Raw genomic sequence first — 20,704 nt, 5'->3', positions numbered from 1 at the left:
GGTTGGCTACTATGACTTCGGCTGACTTCTCCATTTAGTTACACGTAACTTTGGAGACCTCCCCAGGTAATGACATCTTCTTTCCCTCGATTCCTGCCAGATCTACTGCTTCGGCATTCACTTAAAAGTGTTTCGGACTTTACAATGATGTGCTTGCTCATCCATCCTCACAGCCTCATATCTGGTTCCTGTTCGTCAGTACCGAGTTTTGTAGTCTCGCTTCCTTCAGATGTAACCTCGCAGTTACCACCCTTGCGACTTACTAATGGTTCAAGGCGTTACCCCTGCCCATAAGGGACTTGCACCCTCTAGATTAATTATCTACTTTGCAGTAAATAAAAGATGCCCATGCTGGGCACACACAAAGGCTATAACAAATAGGGTATAAAGTACTATATTTAAAGGTTTGGGCATGCTTGCTGAGTCCGCCAATTCTTTTGGCTTTGGCAATTAAAAAAATAAAGTTAATTACAAAACAAAAAGCTTCGGCTACAGTCTAAATGTAAAGGAAAGTGCTTATCCGCTGCCCTACTTGTCATAGCCAAACCGTTCTCTACAAGTTAAAAAAAAACCGATGAAAAAAAAATTATTAGCCTTACTGACAATTGTCTCAATTGGTTGTATAGCCCAAGAACCCGAAAAATATAATCTTGGTTTTGAAACCCAAAGTGAGAATACATCACTTCCTGACGGATGGTTTAAATGGGGTAATTATGAATTAACAACGGATTCCGTTGCTCATTCAGGCACTAAATCAGGAAAAATCACATCTGACCAAACAGGAAGTTCTTTTGGAAGTATTGCATACAAAATCCCAGCAAACTATGAAGGAAAAGAAATAAGACTTGAGGGTTTTATGAAAATCAAAGATGTTGAAAACGGATATGCAGGTTTGTTGTTAAGAGTTGACGGGAATGGTACTTCTTTGGCATATGACAATATGCAAAATCAAAACACAACGGGAACTAAAGATTGGCAGAAGTACACTATAACACTTGATTATCCAGAGGAAGCAGAAAATATATTTATTGCTGGAATTCTTACAGGCAAAGGCGAAGCTTGGTTTGATGATTTTGTTTTATCAATTGACGGTAAAAATGTTCAAAATCTGAAAGAAGTCGAAAAACAATTATCAAGTGCACAGCTTGATAAGGAATTTGATAACGGGTCTTTAATTGAGCTATCAAAATTAACCACCGAAAAAATAGAAAATCTAGAATTGTTGGGCAGAGTTTGGGGGTTTCTTAAATACCACCACCCCGCAATTGCAAAAGGCAACTACAATTGGGATTATGAACTTTTTCGATTTTTACCAAAATTTATTAAGGCAGAAAACACTATCGACAGAGATAAACTTCTTGTTGAATGGATAAACTCTTTTGGTCAAGTACAAGAATGTGCAAAATGTCAGCCGACAGATGAAAATGCTTTTTTAAAACCCGATATGGAATGGATTAACAATCTAAGTACAGATTTGAAAAATAAATTGCTCTACGTTTATAATAACCGTTCACAAGGTAAGCACTATTACATTGGAATGATAGCAAATGTTGGCAACCCAGAATTTAAAAATGAAAATCCATATTCAAATATGTCATTTCCCGATGATGGATTTAGACTACTATCACTGTATCGATATTGGAATATGATAAACTACTTTTTCCCTTATAAACATTTGATGGATGAAGATTGGAATGAAAAATTAAAAGAATATATACCTCTTTTTATTAATGCCAAAGATGAATTAGAATATGAATTGGCTGCCATTCAACTTATTGCCGATATAAAAGACACACATGCAAATCTTTGGGGTGGAGCGGACAAAATTGATGAATGGAAAGGCTCAAACTATCCACCAGTACACGTTCGTTTTATCGAAAATCATTTGGTTGTCACAGATTATTATAATCAAGAATTAAAAAACGAAGTTGGATTAAAAATTGGTGATGTAATTACCAAAATAAATGGCAACCCCATCGACAAAATCGTAAATGAAAAATCTAAATATTATCCAGCTTCTAATGAGCCATCAAGACTACGGGATATTTCGGCAGACCTTTTACGCTCAAACTCGAATAATATTGAAATTGAGTTTGTTTCGGGTAATTCCAAACCTCAAACAAAGAATCTTAAGCTTTACCCAAAAGATAGCCTTGACATTTATCATAGGTACAGAAAAAGTGATGGTAAATCCTTTAAAATGTTGGATAACAACATAGGTTATGTTACACTTCAGTCAATCAAAGAAGATGATATTGCACAAATCAAAGATGAATTTAAAAACACTAAAGGAATCATCATTGACATTCGTAATTATCCGTCAACTTTTGTTCCTTTTAGTTTAGGTTCCTATTTCGTTTCTTCTTCCACACCTTTTGTGAAATTTACGAACGGAAATGTTGATAATCCAGGCGAATTTACATTTACTAGTAATTTAGAAATTCCGAGTCAAGGCAAAACTTACCAGGGGAAATTAGTTGTATTAGTCAATGAATTATCTCAAAGTCAAGCAGAATATACGTCAATGGCTTTTAGAGCAGGAGATAATACAACAATTATTGGAAGTACAACAGCAGGAGCAGATGGAAACGTTTCCGCTATTTTGCTCCCCGGTGGATTAAGAACAATGATTTCGGGAATTGGAGTAAATTATCCAAACGGACAAGAAACCCAACGAATTGGAATAGTTCCAGATATCGAAGTTAAACCAACAATTGAGGGAATAAGACAAGGAAAAGACGAATTGCTGGAAAAGGCGATTGAAACCATATTGAAGGAATAAAACCTTAAGAGAATCGAGTGGATGCCTCCGCCATCAAATGACGGAGTGCACCCCTCAAATGCCAAAGCATTCACGAATACCTTATTCCAAGAATAATAATGCATGAGTACACCACCGTACCCTTCCCTGAGGTTTTCTCGAAGGACTCAGGACAGGCCAAGCGGGTCTCGCCCGTCCGCATCGTCCGGGCAAGCACGCCTAAAGAATGGAACGAAAAGGTTTGTTGTTTCCAAACACCTTAATCATCGCGAAAAATGAACTACGGAGATCTATGCCAAAATCATAGACAAGAAAATGAAAGAAGCCGCGAACTTACTACCTAAGTTGAATTTGGATTTGTTGTAGTGATGATTTAGAGCATATTGGAAGTCCTATTTATATATCTCCTATATTAGTTGCTGATAAAATGGTTAATAGTAATTTGTTACCTTATCCATACGTTGGCAGTCATTTAAAATAACGCAATCTTTAGATGAGAAAATATTTTTTAATAATTACATCGTCTATTGTTCTCTTTCTCATTTTAGGAGCGGCAATATTTTTAATCAGTAGGTCTCTTAGTTTTCAGTTTTTCGGAGAGATATATCCCAATGTTGTTACATCAAAAAAAGTAATCGCATTAACCTTTGATGATGGTCCAAGTGTAAAAACGGACTCAATTTTAAAAATTTTAGAAGACAATAAGGTAAAAGCTACGTTCTTTTTAAATGGTAATAAAATTGAAAACAATTTTAAAGAAACTCAAAGGATTGTCCTATCTGGAAATGAAATCGGAAATCACTCCTATTCACATAATCGTTTGCTTTTTAAAAGTAAAAGACACATTAAAGATCAAATTGTAAGAACTGATTCATTAATAAGATTGGCAGGATATTCCCACCCAATCCATTTTAGACCACCCTATGGGAAAAAATTTTTAATGCTTCCCTTATATTTAAAAAGCGATAATCGAAAAACCATAATGTGGGATATTGATCCAGAATCTTATGCCGACATTGCATCTGATTCTGATAAAATAGCCGATTATGTGGTTCAAAATTCTAAAAACGGTTCCATCATATTACTTCACGTAATGTTTAGAGAGCCATCTTTAAAATCTGTTGCGGTGATAATTAAAAAGCTAAAAGAAGAAGGTTATGAATTTAAGACTGTCTCAGAATTATTAGAGTTTAATGAGTAAAAAAAAACGCCTGCCAATAAATAAGTATTCGGCCCGCCGATAGGCCAGGGCTGAATATCTTGTTGACGGATCCGGTCTCCCTCTATGGGGAAAGCTTTCTTTTTAGCGTTTTTTATGGAGTCGTATTTCGGCAGACTTGCCTTGGTTTTGTATTGGCAATTGAACTTCGGCATTTTTCTAGTGACCTAAACCCAACTTTTGCTCCAGTTTGGCGAACCGTCCTGTCTCTTTTTGGTTTAACATTTACCTTAAGGCATAGCGCTTCTGCCTCGCGGTTTGCAAGTAGTTCCTATGGTTGATTCGTAAACGTCAGCAATTCCTTCCAGCATTGGGGAGGTCCACGCCCGTCGAAGGTCATAACGGTGACCAATTTTCCCTTTTTGCAGATGGGACACTTCCCCTTGAGCAATGGTGGCTTTTCCTCTTTGAGTTTTAGCGGCTCTGTGGCCAGCATATCTTGAAGGGCGGGCAGCTTTTCTTTTTTCCAGCTACTGCTCAAGATGCCGTAATGCCGTATCCGTGTAAAACCCTTGGGCAGGACATGCAGTGCAAATCGGCGTACAAATTCGTATGTGGAGAGTTTGAGCAGTTCCTTTTGGCCTCCTTTTTTGTAGTTCTTCATCTGGAAAGTTACCGTTCTGTTAGCCTTGTCCAATTGTTTAATCCGATAATTACTGATAGCGATCTTATGCGTATACCTGCCCAGGTATTCCACTACATATTTTGGTGTATGGAACTGCTGTTTCGCATACACTACCCAATTTTTATCAAAGAGCTTATTGTAAATTTCTTTTGGAACGGGCACCTTTTCCTTACGTAGCAGTGCGACATATTTTGCTCGGAACACGCCACTCATCGATTCCACATTAAAGAGGTACTTCCCCTTGTTCTTAGCTGGTTTCCATCTGCCCGATCTGTTCACACCGCCACCGGGGACAATACAGTGCAAATGGGGGTGCAGGCTCAGGTTTTGGCCCCAGGTATGCAGGATGGCGATCATACCCATTTGTGCGCCAAGGTGTTTTGGGTTCGCACCGAACTGCACAAGGGTTGCCCAGGCCGCTTTGAACAGGCTCCCATAGACTGTTTTCGGATGGGACAGGGCATAAGTGTTCAGCTCCGGGGGTAGGGTAAACACCACATGGAAATAAGGCACATTTAGAAGTTCGCTTTCCCGGGCCCGTATCCACTCTTCCCTTTTATGTCCCTGACAGGTAGGGCAATGACGGTTTCTGCAACTGTTGTAGCTGATGTGGAGTTTATGGCAGCAATCGCACTTATCTATATGTCCGCCCATAGCAGGTGTCCGGCACCTACGGATGGCATGTAGGGTACGCTTATGCCAGCCCGTAAAGGTTTGGGACGAGATCTGGCCCTGTTCCATCTCCAGCACATCGGCCACCTTGAAGTGGCTGCGCATTATTCAAAAAGCGTATCGAGCGGGCTGAACTTGTGCGAACTCCCGGTATTTGCAACGTGCAGGTACACCAGTGTTGTCTCGATAAAAGCATGCCCCAAAAGTTCTTTCAGGCTCATAATATTGAGCCCTTCTTCCAGCAAATGTGTTGCATAGGTATGGCGCAGGCAATGGGCGGTTATGACCTTATGGGTATTTACCTTGCCCCTGTTTTCTTTGATCACCCATTGTATCCCAGTGGTAGTAATGGGCCGTGGTGCCCCATTGTCGGTTACCTGGCTGTTGAACAGGAAGGTTCGGGGAGATTCCGTTGCAATATATTTTTTCAGCCCGCGTGCCAAGTGTTTGCTAAGGGGCAGGTACCGATCCACTTTGCCCTTCTGCTTTTTCACAAAAACGGTCTGTCGGTCAAAATCGACATCGCAAAGGCGCAGTGCGCAGAGTTCGTAACTCCTTAGGCCACAACCGTAGAGCATCCCGAGTATCAAGCGGTGTTTGAGATATTTGGGGGCTTTGAGCAAAGTGCGTACTTCGGCCTTGCTCAGCACTACGGGCAATTTATTCTGGCGCTTTATTTGCGGAAGCTTGACATGCCTATCTTTTATTCCCAAGACCTTATAAATGGCACGAAGACCGAAAACGGTGTGCTTAAAAAAACTTTCGGATGGGCTCTTGTGCAAGTTCTTGCAATGAAAAAGATAATCATTGATCAGCTCGGTAGAAAGTGTCTCCGGGCTTTGTTTGTAATGCAGGGCCAAATGTGCCAAGCACCGCATGTAGTTGTTCAAGGTACTCTCGGCCTTGCCATTGATCGTGAAACTCTTCAATAATTTCTCGCAAAGGTTATCAAAGCCCGGAACTTCTGTGATAGCGGTCTCTACTATCGTTTTACTTTTTTTTGTACATAACGGTAAATTTTAAGTGTACCATAAATATAAGAAATGTTGTATTTTGCTCTGGAAAGGCTTCCGACCGGTAGGGAGGATTCGTTCAACAGTATATAAAAACAATGCTTACTCGGTATTGAATCGAAGCTTTGTGTTCGCTTCTTGTGCTGATTGTCCTGCGGACAATCACCCTTACCCGCCCGCACTGTTTTAAAACGAGACGTTATGCTTCATGTCAAAAAATATGAGAAAGAATAAATGACATTACAAATAATAATAGTACTACTTCTAACATTTGTTATACACTTGATTAGTACTTTATCTTATTCGGTTAGAATTGTAGGAACAAGAACTCGGAAAATCGCAGTTTCATTTGCACTATTTAATATTATGGTTCTTATTTCAAGAACTTCAAATTCCTTTCAAGCCCCGTTATTGGCAAAGTGGGTTGAAAACAACATTAATCTAAACATTGACCCAGGAACGTATGAAATAAGATTGATTTTACTAGCTACGACTATAGCTACCATATTTGGAGCTTTATTGATACCAACTTTTCAGAGAGTATTATCTAAAGCTGTTATGAATTTCAGTATTCATAAATCAATACCTAAGTTAATCTTACATAGTTTCACAAAAACAGGCATTAATCAGTTGCGCAATGAAATTAGTATCCCTGACAAAGGCAATTTTACTTTAAACTCCGAAACGAAATTTCCATTAAAAATATTCATATTTAACATTATCGCGGTAGCAATATTATCCGTAGGTGTACTATCATCACTATATGCAGGGTTTATTACACCTGAATTAAGAACTACAGCAAGCTCAATGTCAGCTATCGTAAATGGATTTGCCACAATACTTATGTTTGTAATTATTGACCCTAATCTTTCGATTTTAACTGACGAGGTTGTTGAAGGAAAATTTACAGAAAGTGAATTTAGAAGGACTATAAGATTTATGGTGCTTGCTAGATTAATAGGTACAGTTCTAGCCCAATTTTTATTAGTTCCTTTTGCCCATTTTATAGCATTTGCCGCCAAAGTAATATAAAACACGAAAGCACAATCGAGTAGACAGGTCCGCCCCTAAATAGAAACGGACTGCGCCTCTCACACCACCCAGCGTACGGGTCTCGTACTGGGCGGTTCGATAATGAAACTTAACGTTTGTAGTACTCCAATAAACTAACATAACCTTTCCTCTTTAACCGTTTTACGGTGATCGTAGTACATAGTATTGGGCTTTGGGCTTGCTGTACATAAGGTACCTGTGTATTCGTTAGGCGAGCCCGCCTGTATCCTATGGTTAAAACAACTATTACTCCATAATTTTTTTCTATATGCTAAGCTGCATATCCCATAGTGTCAACATAGGGAGTGCCTCTTTTCACCACAGCAAACGCCCTTGCCAAGAGTTTGTTCCTTACGATGTTCAGTGTACTCATCTCGTTCTTTCCCTCTTTCAGCCGCCTTTGGTAAAAGACCCGCATCTCCGGAACGCACTGTATGGCCGTCATGGCACAGAGGTGGAACAGTACCTTGCCCTCCTTGTTTGCTAGGTGACTTATTTTTGTTCTTCCCCTTACACTTGTTCCGGATCGGTTAGGAAAGGGAGCTATGCCACAATAGGAGGCAAACTTTCGCCAGTTCCTAAAAGCCGTGAACCCAACGGTGTAAACGATCAGGAACCGGGCAGTGACCGCCCCGATGCCCTTTATGCTGGTCAAGAGACGGAACAGCTTCTTCAGTTCGGGGTCTCCGTACATAATCTTATCCATTTCTTTTTCAACAACTCTTATTTGCAGATCAAGTGTATTTATGACCTCTTTCTGAACATGGAACAGCACCTTATTGATTTTCCCGTCCAATACCCTTTGCTGCTCCCCTAAAGTCGTCATATGCCCTGCCCGTTGGGCTACTAGCTTCCCGCGCATGGACATGAGTCGCTTTAAGCTGGCCAAAGCCTCGCTGGGCATCCGATAAGGCTTTACTTCATCGCGTATGCGATAGCCGTACTGGGCGATCCGTTTAGCATCGGCCCTATCGTCTTTCCCCCGGGCAATCCCCAATGATCGCTTGATCTCCAACCCTGGGACTACATGGAAAAGATAACCTTCCCCTCCAAGATACTGGATCAGCTCATAAGTATATAGCCCCGTATGCTCAAAAACGAACAAAAGTTCTTGTTTCCCTACGCCACTAATGTCAAGTGACCACTCTGCCATTGCCGGGATATCCTCAAGGGTGTTGCCAAATACTTCCTGCGAACCACTGTTGTGGATGCAACAATCCAACGTTAATTTGCTCGCATCGATTCCGATAACTTCTTTTATTTCCATAATTTTACATTGTTTAAAATGGTCGCTTAGACTAAGACCTTTACAAGCCAAGGCTAGAATCCTATTTGGTCCTGGGCGACCGGTAAGGGGAACGGGGACTAATACAGGCGATAGGCCGTAAACCTAGAACGACACAAAGTTCACCCCGTTCCTTTTTAAATTATAAATTAAAGTTATGAACATTTTAAAAGTTATGAGTCTCCCCCAGACCCCCTCTTTTCAACATCATCATTATAGATTATATTTATAATACAAATCTAAAGGAATGACATCGTCGGGCAGGCTTGCACCCTCTAGATTAATTATCTACTTTGCAGTAGATAAAAGATCCCCATGCTGGGCACACACAACGTATAGAAACAATGCAATCTTAGTTTAAAATCAAAAGTCTGTGTGTACTTGCTGCGTCTGATTTTCCTGCGGAAAATCATCGCCGGCAATCGCCGCACTGGTTTTATACGAGACGTTAGTGGTAAACAAAAAACACAAATAGTGAAGGATAAGATAAAAGACAGGGGAATTAAAATATCAATAATCGTGGCACTATGTGCATTGATAACTTGGTTGATATTTTCCATTCTATACAAAATATACTGCGTAGGCGATTTGACAGATTCCGAAATTTCATTTTTAATAACAACTTCGAAAAACTTCTTTCAAATCCTGTTTTTCATCCTAATTGGTGTAGTTACGATTTTGTCCTATTTACAAGCTCGAAAAACATTATTCACTCCAATAAAGACTGAAACTTTTAAGATGCAAATAAAAACATTCGAAGATATTCTGGCATTCTTTCAAACGAAGACTGAAACGGATCTCACAGATTTATTTGACTATAAATTTATGGTAAGTGCAAATGGAAGTATTATGTTCTCAGAATTTATCGAACATTTCTATTCTGATGAAGTTAAAGTTGACAGGGATAAAATAACCGAATTAAATCGGGAATTTGTTGGATTTATAGCAACGCAAAGTTGGGCTGAAAAGAACTTCACATCTCTTGAATACATTGAGAAAACGGAATATAACGAACCGGAAAAACCAACAAACCCAGCAATTATTTTAGACAGCTGGAAAAAATACGAATTTGGGCCTATTAGCTATTCTCGGAAATTCCATGAATCAAGAGAGAAACTTCAGCAATTAATCGCTTCCCCTTTGATTCCATCAGAATTAAAAACCAAACTGGAAGATTTTGACAAAATTGTACATCACAACTTAAGTGCAATTGGAATTACTCTAAATGAAATTGCTCAAGAATTGCCAGAAAAATTCCCTACTTCTAAGTCCTTGAGTAACCTTGACCCACACGGGATTTGGAATCTTTATATTGACAATAAAAAGGCAATGGATAAACCTGCAAAGGAAATTCTCATATACATTAAAGATTACTTGAAAATTGACTCTTTAACAAAATAAACGTCTACTATGTATAAATTAATCTAAAACTACCTCACATTTCAATCTAAAAGTATACCACTTATTAATAACTTGAACTGATATGCCGTATGCATCTCTCTAATGATCCAAATAGCCTGTCCAGAGCGTAGCCAAAGGATTACCCCTGTCACAAGGGACCTGTCGTAATGGCGTAGTCGGGCAGGCTTGCAGCCTCTAGATTAATTATCTACTTTGCAGTAGGAAAAATATGCCCATGCTGGGCACACACAATACCTATAAACAATGCGGGCTCTGGTTTTTAAATCAAAGTTTTCTCTATATTTATGAGGAGCAAAACCTTTTCAGTTTTGCCAAGAGAATAAAAATAACCAAACCATCAAAGCTTTTGCTAGGGGCGAGCCGGGAGAGGTAAGTGAATGCTTGCCACCGCACTACTCATACCCAGCACTTTGTAAACATTTGACGCATCCAAATGGAAAAATTCGCATCTACTTTATAAATAAATGTCATGAATAAAATATTAATATTCTCTTTAATTGGATTTGCTTTTTTGGGTTGTAATTCTGAAAATGATGATGTTATAAATGATACCGATTATGCAGAATATATAATTGAGAACTCTATCGATACAGTAATAAATTTTATGGCAGAAGAAATATATACAACTAACGAAGCTCAAGAACCTGTTTTAAAATTAAAACTAATTACCTCCGAAATATTCCCTTGTATCAACTATGAGTTGGCAACAACTGAATTTACAAATGACAATGAACTTATTGTAAGATTTGAACAGATAATTGAACCCGAATTGTGTTTAACTGCAATCGGACCAGCAACATCCTATATTGAATTACCTGAAAACATAAATAAAATAACCTTTTTAAATGGAAGTGTAATTGACAAGTATTATATAGACATTAATCAGCAAAAAATATCTTTAACACTTATCGAAAACAACTTCACAACCTCGTTGTACAACAAAACTTTTAGAATTCCTGAAAATTCATTTGCATATGTTTGTGGAACTAATACAACTAATACAAACATTTACACAGATTTTTCAGAGATAATAGAGCAAAATCCTGACTTTATAGAATTTGACTTTGAAGGAGAAGGGAGAATACCTTACCCAGAAACAACTGATGGAAATTGGGTCAATCATCCCTCAAAATATTATAAGTACACAAATTCATTAGAATTTAACAATTTAGCTAACGTAATGAATGAATATTCTTCTGAAAACATCGAAGAAGATTCTGGAGTCACTATTTCAATAATTAGTTGGAATAACGTCAAATTCTATAGTTGGCTTGAAAATTAAAAAACTATGCCCAGTCGAGTAGGTAAAGGGGAGTCTCACCTCTAAACCTCTTGATCCCCCGCTGATGCTGGCACCACGCGCATTCTAAATCAATACAACCTAACTACTTTATCCATACGGATAATCTCAACCAAAACTGTCATACCAGGGTTTATAGTTCTAATAGAAAATGGTGCGGATATCTATACTTTTTAAACCACTAGGACACCGTGAAATAGGAACTACCGAAATCTATGCCAGAATTATAGACAAGAAAATGAGGGAAGCTGTAAACTTACTTTCTAAGTTGAATGCGGATTTATCGTTGTGGTGATTTGATTCTCTTTGACCAACCTAATGGAATAAGGTTTATATTAGTTAATTCAAAAAATTTTGGGTTAAGTAACTTGTTATTATACCCATACTTAGCTACAATATGACAAAAATTGACGAAAGAAAAAATATCATAGTTTCTCTGAAATCAAATTACGGAGAAAGAAAAAAAGGAGTTGAAAAAAGGATTAAATATCTGAAAGGAATGAATATACTGAATCTGATATTAACCATTCTTTGCGGTGGAATAATTTTGACATCAATAATCCTTGAGCCTTTTGGTTTTGAAGTTTTTAAATGGCAAAAAATGGGGTTAGTGACAATTTTAAGTTTGAGCTTCATTTTAAGGCTACCAGAAGAAACTTTTGAGTTAAAACTTCTAAAACATTTAAAAAGAATATCAGATAAATCAGATTTCGATGGAATCGAAAAACTAAATTTAGAATTAAAAACAATCGTTGCCAACTTGAATAAAAGAATGAATTATCATAGGATTTTTATCCCACTAACAATTGCTATTTTAATTTTAGGAATGATTCAGGTTCTTTCCGAAGATTTAAATCCATATTGGAATTATGCCAAAATACTTGTGTTTCTATTTTTTGGAATGGTACTTACAAGATTTTACAAAGTGTCTAAAAAATTGAACCGAAATATAAATGAAACGGAAAAACACTGTAGCCAATCGAGTAGGTAAAGGGGAATCTCCCCCCTAAACCTCTCACACCCACCTGCCGGAACGGGCAGGGAACCGTACGTGAACCTGATAATGACCTGCTATAACCTTAGGAGACTTATGTCCATACTTGGCCCAAAGGAGCTGAAAAACAGGCTCAAAGGGCTTCGTCCTATAATTTCAGCCATCTTGCGTCCAATTCTGGGCCATGTAAGCCAACTTATTACAATACCAAGGCTTCAGACTCCAGAATTACGGAACGACAAAACTTCCCTTAATCGACTTAAACTAAGTTGGAAGTTGTTATTTTTATGAAAAAATGGAGTTGCTGCGCAAACTCACGTTAGCAATAATTTCCATAAACCAATATCGGAAGATTACTTATGGACTTAATGGTCGAGTTATTTTTTAGAGGACTAATAGTTAATTTCTTTGGTAGAAATGCTAGGTATCTATTTTACAAGATTATTGGAAAACCAAAATCAATAGAATATTTGACAGCGGACAAAACAAAGGACAATTACGAAGCACTGTCACAGCATATATTAAATGTTATAGTCGGATTGATAGTTTTTATTGGACTTTCATTTCTTGGTGCTTACCTGGTATATAGTGAGGTAATTGGACTAATTTGATGGAGAAATTATTATCGGAATAAAAACTATTGCTAATAACTAAGTCTTCATGTGGTCGGTACTGCCTGTCCTGAAAGTAGGTGAGGAAGCCAAACATGAAGACCTTGTTGACTGAACCGGGTCCGGTTGCACCTTACTATGGGGATTGCTATGGTTTAAATGAGTTTTATAGATGGATATCGATGTTCTATCGGGGCCATAAAGTTATTTATAATCACTTTCCCATGCCTTGTTCAAATAGCCTGTCTAGAACGTAACCGAAGGGTTACCCCTCCCCACAAGGGACCTGTCTGTCCGTCAGGCAGGCCCGCCTAGACAGATCGGGCAGGCTTGCACCCTCTAGATTTATTATCTACTTTGCAGTAGATAAAAGATACCCATGCTGGGCACACACAATACCTATAAGCAATGCGGACTCGGGCTTTTAAATCAAAGTTTTGTCTATATTTATGAGGAGCAAAACCTTTTTAGGTTTGCTTCAATAAATAAAACTAATCAAACCCTCGGAAACTATTCAAACCCTCAGAGCTTTTGCTATTGGAGAGTCGGGAAAGGTAAGTGAATGCTTGCCACCGCAACTAATCATAGCTAAACGTTGTGTGTAATTTCCATTCAGATGTAACATTTATCCTTTTGAAGAGCCTTCATGTAAAGGCATTGATCTAAATGAATTAAAAATTTGGAAGATTACTAATGCCAAAAACTACCCACAAACCAAATTATGTTCAACTATGAAAAATTTGAATCCAAATGGAAAAAGGGAAATCATTATATTCTCGGTAATTGTTATAGCCTTGAGTTCGGTAATATGTTTTATCTCTTATAAATTAGATGATCCAAATATCTCAATATTAACTGTTTTCACACCATCAATAGTTGCACTGATTTTTACGGCCATCACAAATGGGAAGAAAGGTCTCTATGAATTGTTCATTAAACAGACGGTGAAGAAAACAGGCTTAAAATGGCTTCTTATTTCAATGATTGGAATTCCGGTCCTTGCATCTTTAGCCATGCTTACTTCCTTGGACTTCGATATCTCCAGATTTGATTTAAGAACTACTCAACTGCTGCCACAGATTGTTGTTATTGTATTAATTGCAGTAGGTGAGGAATATGGTTGGAGAGGGTTTTTACTTCCCAGATTGATGGATAAATTTAATCTGTTATATTCAAGTATAATACTTGGTTTGATATGGGGAATCTGGCATTTTCCAGCATATCTGATTGGAACAGGGGTACCATTGCAAATGGACTTTACAGTGTTTTTATTATGGATTATTCTGGGAACACTTTTTATAAGTTGGATTTATTACTATACCAAAAGTGTGCTGACATCCATTCTCGCTCATATTAGTGCTAATGCCGCCTTTAACTATCTACTAATTTTGCCGGAATTTACTGGAAGTATGAATACATTCTGGTTGTTTATTCTATACTTATCTGTTTTGATGAATATGATCTTCTACACTAAGAGAACAGATTTATTAAAAGGCGATAACAACAAATATTATTGAGTCGAGCGTATATTAAAAACCTTATGAAGGATGGTTAAAAATCTCGAATTAAAAACCTCCAAAAATAACGGTTAAAATTAAAAAACCACACACAATCGAGTAGACGGGTCCGCCCCTAAATGGAAACGGACTGCACCCCTCAAATGCCAAAGCATTCACGAATACTTATTTCCAATAATAAAATGCATAAGTACACCACCGTACTCTTCCCCTACCCCAGGACATGCCAAGCGGGTCTAGCCCGTCCGCATCGTCCGGGCAAGCCCGCCTAAAGAATGGAACGAAAAGGTTTGTTGTTTCCAAACACCTTAATCATCGCGAAAAATGAACTACGGAGATCTATGCTAAAATCATCGATAAAAAAATGAAGGAAGCTGCGGATTTATTTCCTAAGTTGAATTTGGATTTGATGTAACACTCTTTTTAGGTTACTATATCACCTAGCTTATACAGAAGTGTTCTAAATCTAAAGCAATTTCCAGACTCCTCCAATTCATTTCCCGACGATTCCATCTGGTTATAAACATCTGATTGTTAATTATTTTACAACCACCACCTGGATATTTTGGGAAATAAGGTTTATGTTAGTTGATGTTGGCAACAATATAACCAGACCAATAAACTTTTGGCATGAAAATATACTTTAGCGATTTTTTTGGAATAGACTCTGACAAATTGGAGGACTACGGAGCGTTCAATATTTCGTTAATAAATGACCTTCCTCTTTTTATTGACCCTTTCCTTCTATTTGGGAGTTCAAAGCCTGAATATCAAAATGAACATAATAAGGTTTTAAAATACTTAACGTTCTTAAAAGAAAAAGCGGAAAATGGACTAAATAATAGCTCGACAATACAAGCTTGGTATGTTTTTAAAGAAGTAAAACAAAATTGGTTTGGGTATAGCAAAGTAGGAAATTCTGGAAGCGGTTTAGGTCGAAAGTTTGGAAAAGCATTTTCATCTTCTATTCATATTGTATTTGATGATTTGGGTAAAGAGCAAGTAACTCAATCTTCCCATTTGGAAAAAGCTGGCTTATTTCAAATTGGTGTCGGAAAGGACAATATTAGTGATTTTTCTACTAACCTATTAAAAGAGTTTTTACTTGATTACACAGAAACGTTCGCAAAGAAAGAGATTGACAAAAAATATCTCAAAACAGTAAATATTGAACGAGTTTACTTTGACTATAAATTAGAACGGTGGATGCCAAAACAATTCGTTCTTCCTTATATCAATGATGATTTCGTCATTATCACACCAAAAGACATTTTAACCAAAGATGAAAATTGGATAAATAGTAACGATTTAAGAGGCGACTTTACTCGCATTTGCACAAGCATTTCAAACGACCAATTAAGAGGAGAAATCTTCAACTACTTTAGAAAAATGCTACCTGCAAAACAGCCCAACCAAAAATACACTCAAAAAGAACGAACTGCTGCAATTCAAAAAACAATTTCAAAATTCCCAGAGATTATAAAGTTCTTTATAAAGGAAAAAGAGGAGAATAAAAAAGGGGCAAAAAGCATTGCGGAAAAAAGAGTTGAGTTAGTAGACACAATTTTCGTGAAAAATGTCAGCTCATTCGTGGAATTACTTTTAGAAAAAAGTGATTTCTACGACATTCCGCCAAAATCATCTTTTGACGAAGCGATGAAAAGAATAGTTTATTTAAAAGATGTAATTGAGAAAAATGACGGTTATAAACTTTTCTATATTGACGGAAAGCCAATTAAAAGAGAAGCCGATTTACAAATTATCTATCGACTCACTTGGTTTGCATCAGATTTTGATGTCAATAGAGAGCCGAATAATGGACGTGGTCCTGTAGATTATTCTGTGTCAAAAGGCTCGAATGACAAGACCGTTGTTGAATTTAAACTTGCATCTAATTCCAAAATGCGTCAGAATTTAGAGAATCAAGTTAAAGTATATAAAGAAGCAAACAACACAACAAATGGAATAACTGCAATACTATATTTTAGTACGACAGAATACAATAAAGTAAAGAAATTAATTGGAGAACTTGGAATCAAAGAAGTTGAAGAATCAATAATTTTAATTGACGGACGACGAGGGTGTAAATTAAACTCTGTCTGAAATAAATTTAATTATTAATTTTATTCAGACAGCATTATGACAAACGAAGAACAAAAAGAATTAGAGAAAAAGGCCCTTGACCAGTTAATGACTGGCAAAAGTCTTTTCGGCAAGGACGGTGCCTTTGCACCTATGTTGAAGAATTTCATTGAGAAAGCCTTAGAGGCTGAGATGGATGGCCATTTAAACGAATCCCAGCGTTCCAAAGGCAACAAGCGTAACGGCAAAGGAAAGAAAACGGTCAAGAGCGGCTTTGGTACCTTTGAGATCGATACTCCGCAGGATCGACAAAGCAGTTTTGAGCCGGAACTGGTAAAGAAACGGCAGACCATTTTAGCCGATAACCTTTCGGATAAAATAATTGGCCTCTATGGACTTGGGATGAGTTACCGGGATATTTCCGGCCATATCAAGGAAATGTACGATACAGACATCTCTCATACGGTTTTAAGCCAGATCACCGATAGGATAATCCCAGATGTGAAGGCCTGGCAGAACCGTCCCCTAGAAGCTGTCTATTGCATAGTATGGCTTGATGCGATGCATTACAAGGTAAAGGTGGATGGTAAGATAACGCACAAAGCCCTTTATAATATATTAGGGATCAACAAGGAAGGGTATAAGGAAGTTCTGGGGATGTATATCTCCGAGAGCGAAGGGGCCAATTTCTGGCTGCAGGTACTGACCGATCTCAACCAACGTGGTCTGGAAGACATCCTGATTGCCTGTACCGACAACCTCAAGGGCTTTACGCAGGCCATTTTGAGTATTTTCCCCAAAACCCAAGTCCAACTGTGTATCGTCCACCAGATTCGCAACTCCCTAAAATATATCGCATCAAAAGACCAAAAGGAGTTCATGCGCGACTTAAAGCTGGTTTACCGTGCTACCAGCAAGGAAATGGCAGAGGACGAATTATTGGCCCTAGAAGAAAAATGGGGTGACAAATACCCTGTGGTAATTGAAAGCTGGCAACGCAATTGGGAAGAACTTTCACAATATTTTCAGTATACCGATCCCATAAGAAAGATCATCTATACCACCAATGCCGTAGAAGGGTTCCATAGACAAGTACGCAAAGTAACCAAGACCAAAGGAGCTTTTACCAACGATATGGCACTATTGAAGCTAGTTTATCTAGCTACCAAGAACATCGAAAAAAAGTGGACGAGCCCTTTACACAATTGGAGCCTTACTATTCAACAACTTTATATTAAATTTGGAGATCGGATACCACTGGTTCTAAACACCAATTCCTCTGGGGCTAGCCCCAGAGGAATTGAAACACCGGACAGAGTTTAATTTACAGACCCCGGACGACCAAAGAAATCTGCTTCCAATGTGAAATAAATACTGTTGCCAGTCGAGTAGGTAAAGGGGAGTCTCACCCCTAAACCTCTCACAGTATTCTATGACTAAAACAAATTATGTTTCACATTTTTTAAATTAATTTACGCTGCATATTTCATCAAATTTACATAAGGGGATTTTCTATTAATAACAGCAAAAATTCTAGCTAATATTTTATTTCTGATAATGTTTATTGTCGACATTTTATTTTTCCCCAATTCGATTCTCTTCTTGTAATACAATTTCATCTCTTCATTGTATTGTATAGATGATTTGGCACAGAGATCCAGCAGGCTCTTTAATTTTTTATTTGCTAAATGACTTACTTTAGTTTTACCTCGAACACTTGATCCGGAAGTATTTGGAAAAGGCGCTATACCGCAATAAGAAGCAAATTTCCTCCAACAATCAAACTTTTTAAAACCCTCTGTAAATACGATCATATACAGCGCAGTTTGTTTTCCCACACCTTTTATAGTAATGATTAGCTCAAATTGGCTTCTAAGATTGTCGTCTTCAGTAACAATGCTTTCTATTTCCTTTTCAATAATATTTATTTCTTTAGTCAGACATTTAATAAGGACTTCTTGAGTTTTTAAAAGTAATTTATTATCCTTTCTTAAAAGTATTTCCGATTGCTCCTTTAAGCTCATTTTGTAGCCGGCTCTCTGCTTTACCATACGCTCACGTAATGAGAACAATCGTTTTAATTTAACGATACTCTCAGAACTTTGAACATGTCTTTTTAGCCTATATCGTTTTTCATAAGCATAAAGAGCTATTCTTTTAGCATCTGCTTTGTCATTTTTCCCTCTGGTCATTCCCATAGATTGTTTTATTTCCAATCCAGGAATAATCACATAATTAAAGCCTTCTTTAGACAAAAAAAGAGATAAATTGTAACAGTATATTCCTGTATGTTCCATAGCGAACATCAGGTTTTCTCTTGGAACATCATTATTCTTTTCAAGCCACTTAACCATTTGTTTGAATCCTTTCGTATTATTCTCAAATTGCTGGTGAATATCCCTTTTGTATAGGTGCATATCGATTACTTTTTTACTAATATCGATACCAATGGTTTCTAAAATTTCCATATTTTTAATTATTAGATTAATGGTTACTTTGACTAAAACCTTTAGTAATTTATTACTAATTAGTATTCTATTTGGTCCTTTGTAACCTGATAATAAAGAGCGGGGACTAATACTGTGAATAGAGACGTAAGCTCTAGAACCGTACAAAGTTCACCCCGTCCTTCTTAATAAAAATATGAACAATTTAATTAGTTATAAGTCTCCCCCAGACCTCCTCTTTTCAACAACATAATTATTAATTAATTTGTATATTATTTCTAGATTCAAATCTAAAGGAACCGTACGTGAACCTCTCGATTCATACGGCTCTAGTCATACAATCGGAAGGCCTAAATAGTTAGACCAGTTTGTATCCCAATACCCAAAACATTTTCGAAAACCTTAATTCCTTAATTATATCCATGAGTACACCTTCTTACCTTTTTCCAGGCATGGACTACCTAATAAATTTGGTACTATTTTTTATGCTACATTATGCATGTTTTTGATTTTTAGTTCGAATTCTTTTTCAGTCGGTGTTTTATAGTCCAAGGCAGAATGTATTCTAACATTATTATACCAATTAATGTAGTTTTCAATAATTTGGTAAGCTTGAAAATAGGTTTTAAAGTTGTGCCTATGGATACATTCATATTTTATGGTCTTAAAGAAACTTTCAGCTACGGCATTATCCCAACAGTTCCCTTTCCGGCTCATACTTTGAGTTGTTTTGCAACTTAAGCTTAACAGGCTTGTTATTTTATTTGAAGCATACTGGCTCCCTCGGTCGGAATGGAAAATATGATTATCCGATATTTCTCTTCTTTTTCTGGCTAAGATCCAAGCCTTGTATACTGTGTTTTCAGTGCTCATATCTTCACTTAAAACCCAAGATAACACCTTCCTATCTGCTAAATCCAAAATTGTTGTTAGGTAATTCCAATGGCTTCCAATTTTGATATAAGTGATATCAGATACCCATTTTTCACCTAGATAATCACTGGTAAAGTCTCTTGCCAATAGATTTGCTGCAACTGGGAACGAATGTTGTGAGTCAGTTGTAGTTCCCCTGAATTTTCTGCTTAAAATACTTTTTAATCCCATTTGTTTCATCAAATAAGCTATATAGGACCTACTATAAAACATTCCTTGTCTTTCCAATACTTTTTGGATTCTTAAACTGCCATATATCTGGTTACTGTCGTGATATATTTCTTGTATGCTTTGTTTTAAAATTTCTAGGCTGGAATTAGTGGTATTGGTGTTCCTCGTTCTTAGCCATGTATAGTAAGCATTTTTACTGACTCGCATGATTTTACACATCTTTTCAACAGGAAATTTGTCCTTATGATCCTTTATGAATCTATATCTCATCTGTCGCTCTTGGAAAAGATGCTCACCGCCTTTTTTAAAATATCACGCTCTAATTTTGTTTCCTTTAACTCTTTTTCTAGAGCCTTGATTCTTAGTGCCTCTTTGGTCTCCTCAATAGCTTGTGGGTTACCATTTGTGATTGCCATCCTTTTCCACCTGTTAATTGAGGCCTGGCTAACTCCATATTCTTCTGACAAGGACTTAACAGGCCGCCCTGCATTTACTAACTCTACAATAGTGGTTTTGAATTCCCGGTCGTAACTTCTTTTATCCATATTACAAATTTAAGTTTATCACATAAATCCGTACCAACTAAATTAGACATTCCA

General features: G+C 37.3%; 13 protein-coding genes and 1 pseudogene. 9 read left to right on the top strand and 5 right to left on the bottom strand.

Annotated elements, in window-relative coordinates:
- Positions 1-574 precede the first annotated feature (574 nt).
- Both BUA16_RS17020 and BUA16_RS17010 read left to right on the top strand, forming a co-directional pair.
- A complete protein-coding gene (locus BUA16_RS17020) occupies positions 575-2,782 on the top strand; it encodes a S41 family peptidase (RefSeq protein WP_072765927.1) in 2,208 nt (735 codons plus the stop codon).
- A gap of 472 nt (positions 2,783-3,254) precedes the next feature.
- On the top strand, positions 3,255-3,962 hold the full coding sequence (locus BUA16_RS17010) for a polysaccharide deacetylase family protein (protein ID WP_072765926.1): 708 nt from the start codon (positions 3,255-3,257) through the stop codon (positions 3,960-3,962).
- A gap of 289 nt (positions 3,963-4,251) precedes the next feature.
- Here the strand turns inward: BUA16_RS17010 and BUA16_RS17005 are convergent.
- Both BUA16_RS17005 and BUA16_RS17000 read right to left on the bottom strand, forming a co-directional pair.
- Positions 4,252-5,431: pseudogene (locus tag BUA16_RS17005) on the bottom strand (IS91 family transposase).
- Positions 5,382-6,206, bottom strand: a complete 825-nt coding sequence (locus tag BUA16_RS17000) for a tyrosine-type recombinase/integrase (protein WP_245795596.1) — start codon at positions 6,204-6,206, stop codon at positions 5,382-5,384. Before BUA16_RS17000 ends, BUA16_RS17005 begins: the two are co-directional and overlap by 50 nt.
- 318 nt (positions 6,207-6,524) lie before the next feature.
- On the opposite strand from BUA16_RS17000, the gene BUA16_RS16995 reads away from it, so the two are divergent.
- Positions 6,525-7,322 carry a lipid II flippase Amj family protein gene (locus BUA16_RS16995; RefSeq protein WP_072765924.1) on the top strand — a complete coding sequence of 266 codons (798 nt, stop codon included), beginning with the start codon at positions 6,525-6,527 and terminating at the stop codon, positions 7,320-7,322.
- A gap of 292 nt (positions 7,323-7,614) precedes the next feature.
- On the opposite strand, the gene BUA16_RS16990 is transcribed toward BUA16_RS16995, so the two are convergent.
- Positions 7,615-8,610, bottom strand: a complete 996-nt coding sequence (locus tag BUA16_RS16990; protein WP_072765923.1) for an IS110 family RNA-guided transposase — start codon at positions 8,608-8,610, stop codon at positions 7,615-7,617.
- Between the two features lie 492 nt (positions 8,611-9,102).
- On the opposite strand from BUA16_RS16990, the gene BUA16_RS16985 reads away from it, so the two are divergent.
- The 6 genes from BUA16_RS16985 (at position 9,103) to BUA16_RS16955 (ending at position 17,877) form a co-directional block, all read left to right on the top strand.
- Positions 9,103-10,029, top strand: a complete 927-nt coding sequence (locus BUA16_RS16985; RefSeq protein ID WP_143150548.1) for a hypothetical protein — start codon at positions 9,103-9,105, stop codon at positions 10,027-10,029.
- 490 nt (positions 10,030-10,519) lie between these two features.
- The gene (locus BUA16_RS16980) at positions 10,520-11,332 is read left to right on the top strand and encodes a hypothetical protein (protein WP_072765921.1); all 813 of its coding nucleotides are present in this window, start codon (positions 10,520-10,522) and stop codon (positions 11,330-11,332) included.
- A 415-nt stretch (positions 11,333-11,747) separates the two neighbouring features.
- Positions 11,748-12,341, top strand: a complete 594-nt coding sequence (locus tag BUA16_RS16975) for a hypothetical protein (protein ID WP_072765920.1) — start codon at positions 11,748-11,750, stop codon at positions 12,339-12,341.
- A 1,345-nt stretch (positions 12,342-13,686) separates the two neighbouring features.
- Positions 13,687-14,472 (top strand): CPBP family intramembrane glutamic endopeptidase, encoded by a 786-nt coding sequence (locus BUA16_RS16965; protein WP_072765918.1) that lies wholly within the window; start codon positions 13,687-13,689, stop codon positions 14,470-14,472.
- A 630-nt stretch (positions 14,473-15,102) separates the two neighbouring features.
- Positions 15,103-16,575, top strand: coding sequence for a hypothetical protein (locus BUA16_RS16960; RefSeq protein ID WP_072765917.1), 1,473 nt, complete (start codon positions 15,103-15,105; stop codon positions 16,573-16,575).
- A 36-nt stretch (positions 16,576-16,611) separates the two neighbouring features.
- The gene (locus BUA16_RS16955) at positions 16,612-17,877 is read left to right on the top strand and encodes an IS256 family transposase (RefSeq protein ID WP_072765916.1); all 1,266 of its coding nucleotides are present in this window, start codon (positions 16,612-16,614) and stop codon (positions 17,875-17,877) included.
- A 149-nt stretch (positions 17,878-18,026) separates the two neighbouring features.
- Here the strand turns inward: BUA16_RS16955 and BUA16_RS16950 are convergent, their stop codons facing one another.
- On the bottom strand, positions 18,027-19,022 hold the full coding sequence (locus BUA16_RS16950) for an IS110 family RNA-guided transposase (RefSeq protein ID WP_072765915.1): 996 nt from the start codon (positions 19,020-19,022) through the stop codon (positions 18,027-18,029).
- Between the two features lie 462 nt (positions 19,023-19,484).
- A protein-coding gene (locus BUA16_RS16945; RefSeq protein WP_143150514.1) for an IS3 family transposase occupies positions 19,485-20,650 on the bottom strand; the annotation gives its coding sequence in 2 pieces (ribosomal slippage) (positions 19,485-20,413 and positions 20,413-20,650; 1,167 coding nt in all).
- Positions 20,651-20,704: the final 54 nt, after the last annotated feature.

The sequence above is a fragment of the Arenibacter nanhaiticus genome, from assembly GCF_900141935.1.
Classification (GTDB): Bacteria; Bacteroidota; Bacteroidia; order Flavobacteriales; family Flavobacteriaceae; genus Arenibacter; species Arenibacter nanhaiticus.
The sequence above is the reverse complement of the archived record's forward strand: the minus strand, read 5'-3'. Positions and strand labels throughout refer to the sequence as shown.